Origin of the sequence: Mesorhizobium sp. Z1-4, from assembly GCF_004000235.1 — a bacterium.
Lineage (GTDB): Bacteria > Pseudomonadota > Alphaproteobacteria > Rhizobiales > Rhizobiaceae > RCIO01.
In genome coordinates this window covers 271,735-286,462 of record NZ_RCIO01000003.1, presented here as the reverse complement: position 1 = coordinate 286,462, position 14,728 = coordinate 271,735, and the positions used below count along the sequence as shown (strand labels likewise).

At 62.1% G+C, this 14,728-nt stretch carries 17 protein-coding genes; 5 read left to right on the top strand and 12 right to left on the bottom strand.

Annotation, left to right across the window (positions count from 1 at the left end):
• Positions 1 to 128 precede the first annotated feature (128 nt).
• Together blaOXA and EP165_RS12840 are read right to left on the bottom strand one after the other, a co-directional pair.
• On the bottom strand, positions 129 to 956 hold the full coding sequence (gene blaOXA / locus EP165_RS12845) for a class D beta-lactamase (RefSeq protein WP_127523173.1): 828 nt from the start codon (positions 954 to 956) through the stop codon (positions 129 to 131).
• Positions 944 to 1,765: a cell envelope integrity EipB family protein gene (locus EP165_RS12840; protein ID WP_127523171.1), complete on the bottom strand. Its 822-nt coding sequence runs from the start codon at positions 1,763 to 1,765 to the stop codon at positions 944 to 946. The genes blaOXA and EP165_RS12840 overlap by 13 nt, the downstream gene beginning before the upstream one ends.
• A gap of 134 nt (positions 1,766 to 1,899) precedes the next feature.
• Between EP165_RS12840 and EP165_RS12835 the strand changes: the two genes are divergently transcribed.
• The 4 genes from EP165_RS12835 (at position 1,900) to EP165_RS12820 (ending at position 4,943) form a co-directional block, all read left to right on the top strand.
• On the top strand, positions 1,900 to 2,364 hold the full coding sequence (locus tag EP165_RS12835) for a RidA family protein (protein ID WP_127523169.1): 465 nt from the start codon (positions 1,900 to 1,902) through the stop codon (positions 2,362 to 2,364).
• Between the two features lie 5 nt (positions 2,365 to 2,369).
• On the top strand, positions 2,370 to 3,110 hold the full coding sequence (locus EP165_RS12830) for a glycerophosphodiester phosphodiesterase (RefSeq protein ID WP_127523167.1): 741 nt from the start codon (positions 2,370 to 2,372) through the stop codon (positions 3,108 to 3,110).
• Positions 3,111 to 3,183: 73 nt separating this feature from the next.
• On the top strand, positions 3,184 to 4,383 hold the full coding sequence (locus EP165_RS12825; RefSeq protein ID WP_127523165.1) for a GNAT family N-acetyltransferase: 1,200 nt from the start codon (positions 3,184 to 3,186) through the stop codon (positions 4,381 to 4,383).
• Between the two features lie 134 nt (positions 4,384 to 4,517).
• The gene (locus tag EP165_RS12820) at positions 4,518 to 4,943 is read left to right on the top strand and encodes an HIT family protein (protein ID WP_127523163.1); all 426 of its coding nucleotides are present in this window, start codon (positions 4,518 to 4,520) and stop codon (positions 4,941 to 4,943) included.
• Here the strand turns inward: EP165_RS12820 and EP165_RS12815 are convergent, their stop codons facing one another.
• From EP165_RS12815 to EP165_RS12790, 6 genes are all read right to left on the bottom strand, one after another.
• Entirely contained in the window at positions 4,944 to 5,291 is a 348-nt protein-coding gene (locus EP165_RS12815; protein WP_127523161.1) for an AzlD domain-containing protein, read from the bottom strand. It abuts the gene before it with no gap.
• Entirely contained in the window at positions 5,288 to 6,028 is a 741-nt protein-coding gene (locus EP165_RS12810) for an AzlC family ABC transporter permease (RefSeq protein ID WP_245440127.1), read from the bottom strand. The genes EP165_RS12815 and EP165_RS12810 overlap by 4 nt, the downstream gene beginning before the upstream one ends.
• Positions 6,025 to 6,558: a hypothetical protein gene (locus tag EP165_RS12805; protein ID WP_127523157.1), complete on the bottom strand. Its 534-nt coding sequence runs from the start codon at positions 6,556 to 6,558 to the stop codon at positions 6,025 to 6,027. Before EP165_RS12805 ends, EP165_RS12810 begins: the two co-directional genes overlap by 4 nt.
• A 12-nt stretch (positions 6,559 to 6,570) precedes the next feature.
• The gene (gene clpA / locus EP165_RS12800; protein ID WP_127523155.1) at positions 6,571 to 9,033 is read right to left on the bottom strand and encodes an ATP-dependent Clp protease ATP-binding subunit ClpA; all 2,463 of its coding nucleotides are present in this window, start codon (positions 9,031 to 9,033) and stop codon (positions 6,571 to 6,573) included.
• 13 nt (positions 9,034 to 9,046) lie between these two features.
• Entirely contained in the window at positions 9,047 to 9,385 is a 339-nt protein-coding gene (gene clpS, locus EP165_RS12795; protein ID WP_164743047.1) for an ATP-dependent Clp protease adapter ClpS, read from the bottom strand.
• Between the two features lie 284 nt (positions 9,386 to 9,669).
• Positions 9,670 to 9,999 (bottom strand): phasin family protein, encoded by a 330-nt coding sequence (locus tag EP165_RS12790; protein WP_127523151.1) that lies wholly within the window; start codon positions 9,997 to 9,999, stop codon positions 9,670 to 9,672.
• Positions 10,000 to 10,325: 326 nt separating this feature from the next.
• Between EP165_RS12790 and EP165_RS12785 the strand changes: the two genes are divergently transcribed.
• Positions 10,326 to 11,627, top strand: a complete 1,302-nt coding sequence (locus EP165_RS12785; RefSeq protein WP_127523149.1) for a D-alanyl-D-alanine carboxypeptidase — start codon at positions 10,326 to 10,328, stop codon at positions 11,625 to 11,627.
• A 45-nt stretch (positions 11,628 to 11,672) separates the two neighbouring features.
• Here EP165_RS12785 and EP165_RS12780 read toward each other — a convergent pair whose 3' ends face one another.
• The 4 genes from EP165_RS12780 to EP165_RS12765 form a co-directional block, all read right to left on the bottom strand.
• Positions 11,673 to 12,368: a DnaJ domain-containing protein gene (locus EP165_RS12780; RefSeq protein ID WP_127523147.1), complete on the bottom strand. Its 696-nt coding sequence runs from the start codon at positions 12,366 to 12,368 to the stop codon at positions 11,673 to 11,675.
• The gene (locus tag EP165_RS12775; protein WP_127523145.1) at positions 12,365 to 13,090 is read right to left on the bottom strand and encodes a vWA domain-containing protein; all 726 of its coding nucleotides are present in this window, start codon (positions 13,088 to 13,090) and stop codon (positions 12,365 to 12,367) included. Before EP165_RS12775 ends, EP165_RS12780 begins: the two co-directional genes overlap by 4 nt.
• Before the next feature lie 69 nt (positions 13,091 to 13,159).
• Positions 13,160 to 14,098, bottom strand: a complete 939-nt coding sequence (locus tag EP165_RS12770; RefSeq protein ID WP_127523143.1) for a division plane positioning ATPase MipZ — start codon at positions 14,096 to 14,098, stop codon at positions 13,160 to 13,162.
• A gap of 132 nt (positions 14,099 to 14,230) precedes the next feature.
• Entirely contained in the window at positions 14,231 to 14,671 is a 441-nt protein-coding gene (locus EP165_RS12765; RefSeq protein ID WP_127523141.1) for a DUF1489 family protein, read from the bottom strand.
• Between the last annotated feature and the right edge of the window lie 57 nt (positions 14,672 to 14,728).

Here is a 14,728-nt window from a genome sequence, read left to right as displayed (position 1 = left end):
CCGGCGGTCGTCGGGGGATGTCTCCCGCCCGAAAACCAAAGTCCGTGTGTGGAATGCGCGCGCATATAGATGGCGCAGCGGAGATTTGCAAGTCCGCCCAGCATCGCGGCACATACGGCGTGCGCCCTCTAGCGCCCTGCAACCTTCGCTGTTTGAGCCCAGCCCTCGAGAAAGTGGCTGCGGACATAAAGCCCCGACGAACCGTTTTTCGTTGAATCCACTTCATCGAGCCGCGCAAACAGCAGGTTGGTATCGTCCTTCCTGGCCCAGCCGACATACCAGCCCCAGGCGCGTCTGCGATCGAACGACCCATCGGTATTGTATGGGTAGGCAGAACCTGTCTTGCCGGCGATCATCCAGTTGCCTGCCAGTGCATGTCTTTGAACGATGCTCTCGACCCGCGCATAGGTTTGCGCCGAAACCGGCAGATCGCGATTGACGAAACGGCGCAAAAACCGAACCTGTTCGACAGGCGATATCCTGAGCGACGAGCTGATCCACCCGCGGTCTAGCCCGTTGTCCTTGCCTGGATCGCCGCTCAGGTCGGCATTGCCGTAGCCGAAAGATCGGCTGTAGCGCTCGAGCTCGGCTGTACCGAGCTGGTGCGTTATGAAGCGCGAATACCAGACAATCGAATGGCGCATCCAGCGTGCCGGGTCGGCGGGCTTGCGCCATTCGGCTCCTCCCCACTCGGGAAAACCCTTGCGGAACTCGAACACGGGTTGGTTCGCATTCGCGAGGAAACCGCTATCGAAACCCATCACCGCAAGCGCCAGCTTGAACGTTGACGCCGGCGTTACACGCGTTTCGCAATCGCCTTCCCTGACAAGTTCCGTCCCCGAAGCTGCATCTGCGACCATGAGGCAGATCGGCCGGGCGGCAACTGGCTGAAGAAGGCCCGCAAACGAGGCGAGCGCCAATACAAGACCGGCGATCGCCAGTCTCAGCGGCTGCATTCGGGCTGCGGCAGCATGTCGAGTTGAACCAGCTGTCCGGCCAGCGCGAAATCGCCATAGTCCATCACGATATCCCGGGTGATGCCGCTTTCATGCAGCTTGAACGAAATACGGTAGCTGGGCACTTCCTCGCCGTTCTCCCCCGAAAGATCGAAATAGGCGATATCGACCGGCCAGAACCGGTCTTCGGACAAGGCGCCCGCAACCTTGAACTCCGGGTCGCCGCTGGCAATCGGCGCCTTGCGGCCAATGATCACGGTCGTGGTCATGATCCGGTCGGCATCCTCCGACCCGTCAAATATCGTCGTCTCGTAGAATGTCTCCGAATTTTCGGCGCGGCCGATCAGCTCCAGAAGATGTTCGGTCGGAAATTGCGAACGTTCGAGCCCGAGCGAGCGCTTGTCGGGTTTGTCGAGCTCGACCGAGACGCCGCCGGCTTCGCGCGTCGCGCTGCCCTTGATTTCGCGGTCGAGTTTCTGGTCGACATAGGATTTGGTGACGAAGCTGAAATGGTCGCCCGCCCCGTCCTCGTAGGTCGAGGTCTGCAAATCGCTGATGCGCGACATTTCGTCGGTGCTGATTTCGGTAACGAACCGGAAATTGACGGTATAGCCATCGCAGGCGGAACCATCGAACTCATAGACCATCCGTCCATCGACGCCCTTGATCCCCGACCTGTCGGATGCCTGGTCGAGCTTGAGGTCATATACGGCACGATGGGGCGCCAGCGCCTGGGCAGCCTGAGCTGCGGCCGGCATGGCCAGCACAAGTACGGCCGGGCCAAAAAACTTGGCGCAGGATGCGCGCATCTGTGAATGTCTCCTCAGGTGTCTTGGGCGACGCTGGCGTCGCGTGTATCACCATATACACATCGGTGGCCGAAGCGAGGCGAGATCAAAGCCGCCAATGGACATCTACAGACATTTTTGAAGGAGCATCTAGTATGACAGCGGTCGAAAACCGGGTTGCCGAGCTTGGAGAAACCATTCCCACCGTCGCGGCACCGGCAGCAAACTACATCCCCTGGAACAAGACCGGAAAGCTGATCCTGACCTCGGGCCAGCTGCCCTTCCTGGACGGCAAGCTTGTGGCCACGGGGCTGCTTGGCAAGGATGTCGACACCAAGACCGGGCAGCTCGCTGCGCGCCACTGTGCGCTCAACGTGCTCGGCGTTCTGAAGGCCGCATGCGACGGCGATCTCGACCGCATCGCCCGCATCGTCAAGATTACGGTGTTCGTTGCGGCGGCGCCCGACTTCCACGAAGCCCACATCGTCGCAAATGGCGCGTCGGACATGCTGGTCGCTGCATTCGGCGACAATGGCCGCCACGCGCGCTCGGCAGTAGGCATGGCGGTACTTCCGCTCAATGCTCCTGTCGAGGTCGAGGTCATCGCCGAGCTCGCTTGAACGAAATGAGCGATCTTTCCTGGCTCACCGCGCGCCCGATCGCGCATCGCGGCTTGCATGATCTCAATGTCAGCCGCTGGGAAAACACACTGTCGGCCTTCGAGGCCGCGGTGGCCGGGAATTTCGCCATCGAATGCGATGTTCATCTCGCGGCCGATGGCGCGCCTGTCGTTTTTCATGACGGCCAGCTGAAGCGGCTGACCGGCGAAGAAGGCAACACCTGCGATCTGACATCCGTCCAGCTCGCTGAACTCTTCGTCGGCGGCACGCAGGACCGGGTTCCGACGCTTCGGCAGATGTTGGAGTGCGTTGCCGGCCGCGTTCCCATCGTGATCGAACTCAAGGGCATCGCCGGGCAGGATGAGGGTCTCGTCGCCGAGGTCGGCAAGCTGCTCTCGGCCTACCGTGGCAAAGCGGCGATAATGTCGTTCGACCACTGGCTCGTACGCCGCTTCGCGGCCGACGCCCCGGGCGTTCCAGGCGGACTGACTGCAGTGGGCAATACGCAAGACCGGCTGGAACAGCATTTTTCGATGCTGGCCCACAATCCGGCCTTTGCCTCTTTCTACGCGATGGAACTGCCCAATCCCTTCACCGAATTCATGAGGCACGACCTTGCGCGGCCCGTGATCACCTGGACGGTGCGCGACCGCAGGGCCTATGACCTGACCGCAGCCCATGCCGACCAGATGACCTTTGAAGGGTTCAACCCCGACCACCCTGGAGACGTCGCCGCTCTGCGATAGAACGTCTTGCAAAGCGCCGCTTCGCTAATAGGTATTGGGGACATTCTTGTGGAACCCGGGATAACCTCAAAGCATGAGCCGGCAGAGCGACAACGCAGCCGCAAGCGGTGAATTCGCGATCCGCGTCAATCCTTCGCTGGCCGCCATTCCCTCCGGCGAGTGGGATCAGTTGCTGGGCGCGGGCCGCGGCGGCCGCGCTCCCTATAATCCGTTTGTGAGCCACGCCTTCCTCTCATCGCTTGAGGAAAGCGGCTGCGTTGCACCAGAGACCGGCTGGATGCCGCAGCATCTCAGGCTGGATGCGCCGGACGGCCGCATGTTGGGCGCAGTACCTTGTTATCTGAAGTCCCACAGCCAGGGCGAGTACGTCTTCGACTACGGCTGGGCCGACGCCTTCGAGCGCGCCGGCGGCCGCTACTATCCGAAGCTGCAGGTCTCGATTCCCTTTACACCCGCTCAGGGTCCCCGGCTGCTGGTCAGCGAGGGCGCGGACCAGGGTTCCGTCCGCACCGCACTTGCCGAGGGCCTGAAGGCGCTGTGCGCACGCATCGGCGCATCGTCGGTCCACGTCACCTTCGCGCCCTCGGACGAAGCTGAACTGCTCGGGCATCACGGCTATTTGCGGCGCACCGATCAGCAGTTTCATTTTTTCAATGAGGGATACGGAAGCTATGACGACTTTCTCACCACCCTCGCCTCGCGAAAGCGCAAGGCGCTGCGCAAGGAACGTCATGCCGCACTTGAAAACGGCATCTCCGTCGAGTGGCTGAGGGGCGCCGACATCACCGAGTCGGTGCTCGACGACTTTTTTGCCTTCTACATGGACACCGGCTCGCGCAAATGGGGCCGGCCTTATCTCAACCGCGAATTCTACTCGCTGGTAGCCGCGCGTATGGCCGACAACATTCTGCTGGTCATGGCAAAGCGCGACGGGCGCTACATCGCCGGCGCGATCAACTTCATCGGCTCGGACACGCTCTATGGCCGCCATTGGGGATGTGTTGAGGAACACCCCTTCCTGCATTTCGAGATCTGCTACCATCAGGCAATCGACTTCGCGATCGCACACGGCCTGAAGGTGGTTGAGGCCGGCGCGCAGGGCGAACACAAGCTGGCGCGCGGCTACATGCCGGTCACCACACATTCCGCGCATCACATTGTGCATGCCGGCCTTCGCGATGCCGTGGAAAATTACCTCGTCCGCGAACGGCAGGACGTGGCCGCGGTCGGCGAATATCTGGCGCAACGCGGGCCGTTCCGGAAAGGCGGATAAGGCACTGGGGGAATAGGGCAGCAGAGCAGTATGGTTGAGCAACCGCGGGAACTGGCCTGCGACGTTGACGTTCGGCAGGCTTATCCCTACTGCCTTACTGCCCCTATTCCCTTGCTTGCCTTGCCGGAGGCCCCATGCCCGCCGCCTATGACCCAACCAACGTCTTCGCGAAAATCCTGCGCGGTGAACTGCCCGCCCACAAGCTCTATGAAGACGACGACACCTTCGCCTTCATGGACATCATGCCGCGCGGCGATGGTCACTGCCTGGTGATCCCGAAAAAGCCGTCGCGAAACATACTCGATGTCGATCCGGACAGCCTGGCAGCCGTCATGCGTACGGTGCAGAAGCTGGCGATCGCTGCGAAAAAGGGAATGGGCGCCGACGGCGTGACGATCCAGCAGTTCTCCGAACCCGCAGGCGGGCAGATCGTCTTCCACCTGCATGTCCACATCATTCCCCGTTTCGATGGCGTGGCTTTGAAACCTCATACCGGCACGATGGAAGACAATGCGGTGCTGGCCGCAAATGCCGAGAAGATACGCGCCGCCCTCGCCTGATCAGCCGAGCAGCACCCCGCCGACCAGAACGGCCTCTGCGACGAGCAAGCCGACGATCATGCGTTTGCCTGCGGCAAGATAAGCGGCGAACCCGACCATTGCAGCTCCGGCGCGCAGGAGGATCGGCGTGTCGGCAAGTGCGCCACCTGGCGTCAGGATCAGGCTCGCCACGACAGCGGCGACAAGCGCCGTCGCAACGCAACGCACGAAAACCAGAACTTCGGAATCCTCCGAAATCCTGCCGCCCAGGAACACGCCGAGGAAACGCCAGCTGTCGGTCGCCAGCCATCCCGCGACGAGGATGAACAGGAACGGCCACCACCATGCTTCGATGCCGGTAAAGGTCATGTCGGCGCCCGCCGCGCCTGCAAACGATGCCAGGCATAGGCCGCTGCGCCACCTGCAAGGCCGGCAATCAGCAGGCTGAACCCGGGCACGAGCGCCGCGCAGACCGGCCCCAATACCAGCCCAAGCACCATCGCGACCTTGCTCGCCGCCTCCCGCGCCGACGTCCACAGCGACGTCAGAAAGTACATCGGCATCAGCAAAAGAAGCCCGGCGGAGAGCACCGGCGGCAGGTCACGCGCGGTGAGGTAAAACACCGTCACCACGGCCATGTTGAGCATCACCAGAGATGACCCGACGCCGCCATACCAGGAGGTTCGAAAGTCGCGCGGAACGGTCTGGACCTTGTGCATGGCAACGACCCAGGAGGTAACGGCGACGAAGTGCGACAGCAGGTAAAGAACCCACGGGCGGGTTCGTTCCGCCTTGAGCTCGGGCACCAGCGAAACCACCATCGGGGTCAGCCGTGCCGACGACAGCGCAACGGCGAGCGCCACAACAAAAAGGCCGTTGCCTGCAATCACGGCGCCCACGAGAACCACCATGCCCGGCAGTGCCCAGATGGTCGCCGTCATGAAGACCACCTGCACGAGGGTGAACCCGGCGCCTTGTGCTAGTGCCGCGAAACCGACAAAGCTGCTTGCCAGGATCAGCGCCGGCAGCGACACCACCTCGCGCAACCCGCGCAGATACCAGCCGAAGTGACTCTCAGGCGGCCCGGCAGCAGCCCCGCCGCTCACGACCAGCCTGCCTTTTGCAAGATGCGCCGCGCCCGCGCAGCCAGCGCCTTGCGCGGCGAAGCAAGCGCGGCGTTGATTGCATCCCGCGCGATGTCCTCGCCAATGCGCCCGGTCCGGGCGAGTTCGGCCAACCCGGTTAGCGCCGACGCTGCGGCAATATTCGATTTGGCATCGACTTGTGCGGCCAGCAGATCCGCCAGCTGCTGCGTCTGATCGTCCTCGAGCTCAATGACGGCGAGAACCTTCGGCAATTGTTCCCCGATTTCCCACTGTCCGCATGCGCGCAGGATCGAAAGCAGCCGGTCAGCGTAGGGCAGGAACAACGCCGGCGCATCCCGCCCCACCTGCATGACCACATGTGCTGCATGCGCAACAACGGCTTCGTCGGCATCTTCCAGCAGATCGACAAGCGGCCGCACAAGCGAGGGGTCGTCCAGCACTTCGCGCGTTATGGCTGCCGCCTCGCCGACCTCCTTGCGGTCGCCGAGGGCGAGGCGTTGCCTGAGACCTGAGCGCCTCTCTTCGGGCATGCCCGCGCCGGATCAGCCCCGGCGCGGAAGCTGCGGAACGGTCGTCCGCTTGCCGTCATCGCCTTTGCTGGTCTTCGGCGCGGATTTGGCCGCTACCTTGCGCGATGTGCTTTTGCGTACCGACTTTTTCTTCGGCTTGGGCCCGTCGGGCTCTTCCTTTATCGGCTTCACCGGCTGGTCATCGGCGATGGGGTCGAGCTTGAGCCCCTTTTCGCCGCTTTCCTTGGTTTCGACCGAGACCCGCACCGTGCCGCCCTTCTTGAGCCGCCCGAACAACACCTCTTCCGCAAGCGGCTTCTTGATGTGCTCCTGGATGACGCGCGACAGCGGCCGCGCACCCATGCGCTCATCGTAACCCTTGTCGGCCAGCCAGGCGACGGCCTCGTCCGACAGCTCGAAGGTGACGCGTCGCTCGGCGAGTTGCGCCTCCAGCTGCATGACGAACTTCTGTACCACCTGGTGGATCACCGGCACCGGCAGCGAGCCGAACGGAATGATCGCGTCGAGACGGTTGCGGAATTCCGGCGAGAACAGCCGGTTGATCGCCTCCATGTCGTCGCCTTCGCGCTTAGTGGAGCCGAAACCGATGGCAGCCTTGGCTAGATCGGCCGCACCCGCATTGGTGGTCATGATCAGGATCACGTTGCGGAAGCTGATCTGCTTGCCGTTGTGATCCGTCAGTTTACCGTGATCCATCACCTGCAGCAGGATGTTGAATAGGTCGGGATGCGCCTTCTCGATCTCGTCGAGCAGAAGCACGCAATGCGGATGCTGGTCCACGCCGTCGGTCAGGAGGCCGCCCTGGTCGAAGCCGACATAACCGGGAGGCGCGCCGATCAGACGGCTCACGGTATGGCGCTCCATATATTCCGACATGTCGAAGCGCAGCAGCTCCACGCCGAGCGACGCGGCAAGCTGTTTCGCGACCTCGGTCTTGCCGACGCCGGTCGGGCCCGAAAACAGGTAGGAACCGATCGGCTTCTCCGGTTCGCGCAAGCCGGCACGCGCCAGCTTGATCGCCGAGGCAAGCGCCGAAATCGCTGTGTCCTGTCCGTAGACGACACGCTTCAGCTCTTCATCGAGACCTGCCAGCACCTTTTCGTCGTCGGCCGAGACCGACTTCGGCGGAATACGCGCCATGGTCGCAATCGTCGCCTCGATCTCCTTCACGTTGATCGTCTTGCGGCGCTTGTTCTCCGGCACCAGCATCTGCGATGCGCCGGTTTCGTCGATCACGTCGATCGCCTTGTCCGGCAGCTTGCGGTCATTGATGTAGCGCGAGGAAAGCTCCACCGCGGCCTTGATCGCCTCATTGGTGTATTTGACCTTGTGGAAGTCCTCGAAATAAGGCTTCAGGCCCTTCATGATCTCGATCGCGTCGTCCACGGTCGGTTCGTTCACGTCAATCTTCTGGAAGCGGCGCACCAGCGCCCGATCCTTCTCGAAAAACTGACGGAATTCCTTGTAGGTGGTCGAGCCGATGCAGCGGATCGTGCCGGACGACAGCGCCGGCTTGAGCAGGTTGGAAGCATCCATCGCGCCGCCGGAGGTGGCGCCTGCGCCGATCACGGTGTGGATTTCATCGATGAAAAGGATCGCGCCCGGAAACTCCTCGAGTTCCTTCACGACCTGCTTCAGCCGCTCCTCGAAGTCGCCGCGATAGCGCGTACCCGCCAGAAGCGTGCCCATGTCGAGCGCGAAGATGGTGGAATCGAGCAGTACCTCGGGCACCTCGCCTTCCACGATGCGCTTCGCCAGGCCTTCGGCGATCGCCGTCTTGCCGACGCCGGGATCGCCGACATAAAGCGGGTTGTTCTTGGAGCGGCGGCACAGCACCTGGATGGTACGGCTGATTTCCGGGCCGCGGCCGATCAGCGGATCGATCCGCCCTGCCCGCGCCTTCTGGTTGAGATTGATGCAATAGGCCGAAAGCGCGTCCTGCTGCTTTTTCTTGCCGCCCTCTTCGGCCGCACCCTCGCCCGCTCCGGGCTCGCTTTCTTCCGCGCCGCGCGCGCCGCGCGCCTCGCTGCTGCCGGGACGTTTGGCGATGCCGTGACTGATATAATTGACCGCGTCGTAGCGGGTCATCTGCTGTTCCTGCAGGAAGTAGGCCGCATGGCTTTCGCGCTCGGCGAAAATCGCGACGAGCACATTTGCGCCGGATACCTCTTCGCGCCCCGACGACTGCACATGGATGACCGCCCGCTGGATGACACGCTGGAAGCCGGCAGTAGGTTTGGAATCCTCGTCATAACCGGTCACCAGATTATCGAGCTCGGTATCGACATAGGTGATCAGCGTCTGTTTCAGATCGTCGAGATCGACATTGCAGGCACGCATGACCGCGGCCGCGTCCTGATCGTCGACAAGTGCAAGCAGGAGGTGTTCGAGCGTCGCGTATTCGTGGTGGCGCTCGTTGGCATAGGTGAGCGCCTGGTGAAGCGCACGTTCCAGGCCCTGGGAGAAAGCCGGCATCGTTATGCTGTCCTCATTTCTTTTCCATCACGCACTGCAGCGGATGCTGGTGCTGACGGGCAAAATCCATGACCTGCGACACTTTGGTCTCGGCCACCTCGAATGTATAGACCCCGCACTCCCCCACGCCGTGATTGTGAACGTGGAGCATGATGCGTGTCGCGGCATCGCGGTCTTTCTGGAAAAAGCGCTCCAGAACGTGAACGACGAATTCCATGGGCGTGTAGTCGTCATTCAGCAAAAGCACGCGGTAAAGGCTTGGCTTCTTGGTCTTGGCCTTCGTCCGCGTGATGACCGCCGTCCCCCGGTCGCTCCCTCCCGACCCGGTATCGTCTTCGTCCCGATCATCCATGCGTACCGCATATCGTCTCGCGGCTCCGTCGTTGATCGTCATATCGCCCCTGGTTTGCCTTACACCTGATTTCAAAGGTGCTTCGTGTAGGCACCGCATGGCTGAATTTAAGCCCTTTCTTCAAGGGCACAATATGGCCGCATGGCCAGTTGCGGCAAGTGCCGCGGCACTCATTCACGCACCGATTCCTGCCATCATGATGAACGCAAAAAACCCGGCAGCAATGATGCTACCGGGCTCTTGCGCGGACCTTGCGGCCCGCCGATCAGAAATGCGTGACCGTCTTACTTCGCCTTGGCGACAGCGCTCTCGAACGGCTTGTAGGCATCCTTGGCGATCTCGGCATAGAGGTCGCCCATCTTGGTGGCCTGGGCAACAAAGCCCTCATAGGCCTTCTTGGCATAGTCGGTCTGGATCTCAACGGCCTTGTCGAGCGACTTGGCGGAGAACATCTTCTCCAGGGTCGAGGAGCCGTCTTCCCACGACTTCTTGGAATACTCGCCGGCTTCGCTGGCGATGGTCTGCAGGTTCTTCGACAGCGAGGCGAAGCTCTTCAGGCCGGTGTCCATGAATTCTTTGGAGAATTTGGTGGTGTCTTCGAAAGACTGAAACATCGGGGCATTCCTTTGAATGGGCGTTTTGGGTCGGGCACTTTCGAGCGGCATCCAACCGTCGTTTTGTGCGATGCACATAAATTAGTGTGCACTGCACAAAAAGTCAATGGGTGCGCAAAATCCCGCCACAGAGCGCATTCCGGTAAAATCGGCACCGCACCGTAAACGCATTAAACACCATAAACGGATTGGTAACGCCGGTTCCGTACCCTGTGGGAAGTTATGGCAGAGGCGCTGCCAACTCTGAAAATCGCAACCGGACGGGTGTTTCAGTGCGTCAGGCGTTCAAACGGGTCGCGGTCGGGCCCAAATTCATCTCGAAAATCATGGCTTTGTTTGCAATGGCCGCGGTTGTGGCGCTTTCGGCGACCGGCGGCGCGTCTGCAAACTCGAAATATGCCGCGATCGTGGTCGACGCCAAAACCGGCAAGACGCTCTACGCGCGTTACGCGGACTCGCATCGCTTCCCCGCCTCGCTCACCAAGATGATGACGCTCTATATGGTGTTCGAGGCGCTGGAGAACGGGCACATCTCCAAATCGTCCAGGATCCCGATCTCCAAGAATGCAGCAGCCGAACAACCCTCCAAGCTTGGCCTGAAACCCGGCTCCACCATCACCGTCGGCGACGCCATCCTGACTCTGGCCACCAAGTCGGCCAACGACATCTCCACCGCAGTTGCCGAATATCTGGGCGGTTCGGAAACGAAATTCGCACAGATGATGACGAACAAGGCGCGCGCGCTGGGCATGAAATCGACCACCTTCCGCAACGCTCACGGCCTGCCGAACAAGCACCAGAAAACCACCGCGCGCGACATGGCCCGCCTCGGCATCGCGCTGCGCGAGCATTTCCCGCAATATTACGACTATTTCTCCACCCGCGTGGCCACCGTGGCCGGCAAGCGGCTCGGCAACCACAATCGGCTGCTCGGCCGCGTGCGTGGCATGGACGGCATCAAGACCGGCTACACGCGCGCTTCGGGTTTCAACCTCGTCTCCTCGGTCGAGGCCGACGGCCGCTCGATCGTGGCCGTGGTCATGGGCGGTCGCACCGCCAACAGCCGAAATGCGCATATGGTCGAACTGATCTCCAAATATATGCCCCGCGCCTCGCGCCGCGGACGCGGCGACCTCATTGCCGAACCGCGCACCATTTCGCCAACCCGTCCGGTCGTCGCCAGCACAGGCCGCATCGAACTGCCGGCAAAGGGAGCACCGACGCCGGATGCCCGCCCCGTCGAGGACATCGATCCCGTTTACACCGACAAGATCGTCGTCGCGGCAGCACCTGCCCCGCAACCGACACCGGCAGCGCGCGCAGTTGAGATGCAGATCGCCGAAGGTGACGTCGACATGGTGGAAACCGCGTCGACCGTCCCCAGCGGCTGGGTGGTACAGGTGGCATCGCTGCTCAGCGAGGCCGAGGCCCGCTCCTTCCTCGACCGAACCAGCCGCGAAGCAGGCGGCATTCTCGCCAATGCCACTCCGTTCACCGAAAAGTTCGACAACAAGGGCACACACTACTGGCGTGCCCGCTATGCCGGCTTCAGTTCCAAGAATGCGGCCAGGGGTGCTTGCAACGCACTCAAGGCGCGCGACATCGCCTGCTACGCAGTGCAGCAATAAAACCCGGTCACTCGGGTCTCCGGTCAGTATCGCGTCGAAGGAGTATCAAGCGTGTTTGGACAGCAGAACGTCTTTGGCGGCATTGATGCGGGCAGCCAGAAAGGGCGACCCGCCGACGTCGGGGTGCAGGCGTTGCATCAGGCGGCGGTGCGCCTTGCGGACCTCCGCCGCGGAGGCACCCGGCTCAAGACCAAGGACCTTGTAGGCTTCCTCCTCAGTCATGGTGCCAGAAACCGGCGTGGCGGCATGCCCCTCGCTTCCATGCGCCTGAGCGTCTTCGCGCCAGATGGGAAATCTGCCGTCAAGATAGGTTTCCAGAAGCTGTAGGCTCTCCGCATCGCTTGCCAGTTCGCCGCGCAATGTCAGCAACTGTTCGAGCGACAGATTTCTCAGTTCCGCGCCCTCCAGGCTGCCGGCGAGAACGACGCCTTCGAGCGACCCGGTCTCGTGGTCGAGCTCCATTTCCAGCGCCGCAGTGCGAACATGCGATTTTCCGCCGGGGCTTCGGCGGGCCCGGCGCCCCGCCCTGCCGCGCAGATACCATGCCGCGGCCAGCGTAAGCAGCATTCCGGCCACACCGCCACGCCCCACCAGAAGCAACACCAGGCCGAGCAGCGCCAGTATTGCCGGCCCGGCCAGCCGGATCGTATCGGCGACCCGCGCAGGGCTCGCCCGCACGAAACCGAGCGCCAGAAAAAACGCGCAAAGCACCGCCACCGATAGGTAGAGCATGAAGCTCATCTGCTGCCTTTCAAATGCTCGATCATCTGTCTGTCCTCGGCGCGGCCCCGTGCCTCCAGCGCCTTGAGTCCGCCGGTCGCATAAACCGCAACGGCCGACAGCAGCCTGGCGAGCGTTGAGGCCGAATTGCGGTCGAACCGGAACCACGACCCTTTGGAGAGCCGGGCGATCTCCTTGAACGCTACCTGCGCGGCGGCGTCATTGCCTTCCTGGAAGGCAAATACGGGCACCCCGTGAAGGCCAAGCTCGCCCGCCCGGTCGGCCAGCAAGTCGATCTCCTCCTCCATCGCGTCGCCGATATAGACCAGAGCGTTCACCTTCTCGCGCCGGTTTTCCTTCAGCGCATGCGACAGAACCTTGCCGATCTGCGTGCGCCCACCACGGCAGTCGATGCGCACCATCAGGTCCTTGAGCGAATTGGTGTCGGTCACGAAACGCGAGGCACGGCATTCGCCGAAGCCGCGAAAATAGACCAGCTGCACGGCCAGCGTGCCGGCCTTGCCCACCGCATCGAACATCTCGGCCTGCAGGCGGCAGGCAAGGTCCCAGGTCGGCTGCCGGCTCATCGTGGCGTCGAGCGCAAGGATGAGACGGCCCTTGCCCGTCGCGGCGGTGGCAAGCGTGCGCGCCTGGCGGATGAAAGCGTCGATTTCGGACCCGCTCGACTGTGCGGCGGGCTCTGCCGCCGTGTTGGGGCGAACAGGCATTTTGCGATTATTCATGCCATGAAGATGTGCCGCGCGGGTGGCGCTGGCAAGGCCCAACGATGCGTAAGGGCCGATGGTGCCCGATTAGTTCACGAAGATGTCCGGAAGTGCAATCGGCCTGCTGATCGCTTCCGCATAACGTTTCCTCAGTGCGGCCCGCTTGCGGCCCACTTCGTCGGTGGGCAGTCGCAGTGCGCCGATGAGCTGCCTGATCTCCTGGCGTGCGGCCAGATGCGAGAGCGTCGGCTTGGTGCCCAGAATATGTTCTTCGAAATCATCGAGCGCGGTCAGCCCGATCGGGAAAAACTCGCGGAAGACGACACGTTCCGAGATGCCGTCGGCAAGCCTGAAACCCAGCTGGATCGACAGATTGCGCAGGCAAGCATCGATCTTCTGCTCGTTGCGCGACGAGATCGAAGCCATGCGATTGCGCACCACGATCCAGTCGAGGATCGAGCTGTCGGTCTGCCGGCGCTGCCGGCGTGCATCGCGCACCGCGGACGCATATTGCGACAGGTCGAGAATTTCGTGGCTGATCGGGTCGATTTTCGCCAGCACGTCAAAGTCGACGAAGCTGTCGTTCATCGGCGTCACCAGCGTGTCCGCGATGCGGTGCGCCATTCGGTTCAGGAACGTGTCGGAGCCCGGTGTGTCGATGACGACAAAATCGTGATTGTGCTGGATTTCCGTCAGCCCCTCGGTGAGCTGGCGAAACTCCTCGCTCTCCATGTCGGCAACCGTGTCCCGATTTGCCGGCGGCACGTGGAAATGGCTGGGCGCGGGAAGCTCGATGCGGGCCTGCCTGGCCCAGCGTTTGCGGTTGTCGATGTAGTGCGTGAGCGAAAGCTGGCGCCCGTCGAGATCGACTGTAGCGACGCTGTATCCTGATCGAAGCAACGCAACGGCGATGTGCATCGCGGTGGTCGATTTGCCCGACCCGCCCTTTTCGTTGCCGCAGACGATCACATGCGCGCTGCGCGGCGCTGGCTCGTCCGCATGTCCATTTACACCCGACAAGAACATGAACCCGTACTCCCAACGCCAAAATAATGGCGCGTTTCCCCATCGTTATCAATAACAAACGCGGACTGCGGTTCGGCTGTCCGCGGCATGGTAAAGCAAGATGGTTAGTGCGACAGACGTTTGACAGGCGTCTTACAGAAGGCCCAGTTCAGCAAGTTCGCTACGCAGCGCGACCGGCATCGCAGCGATATCCGCGTCGTCGGGAAGATCGGCCGGTGCCTCGTTCGGCTTGAGATACCGCCACCCCTGGAAGGCCCGGCGCGGCTGCCATTGCGTCCGTTGCAGCTTCGGATCGAGCACAAGGTAGCATCGCCCTATCCCCTCCGCGTCGGTAAAGGGACGCACCTCCACGATGCGCTGGCGGCATTGCACCTGTCCCTTGATCACCCAGTAAAGCGAGCCGCCTTCCAATAGTTCATCGATGCGCTTCGGCACCATGCGCGTGATGTGGAATGGTTCGCGCGGCACTCCCGGCCCGGCGCGCGGTTTGTCGGCCACGCGTCCGGCAATCCAATCGTCCAGGTCCTCGACACTTTCGGCGCCGACGCAGAGCTTGATGAGATGAAGGCTCATAAACGAGATTTATGCCGGCAGGCGTCTCAGCGAAAGCCCTGAAGCCGGAAACTCCAC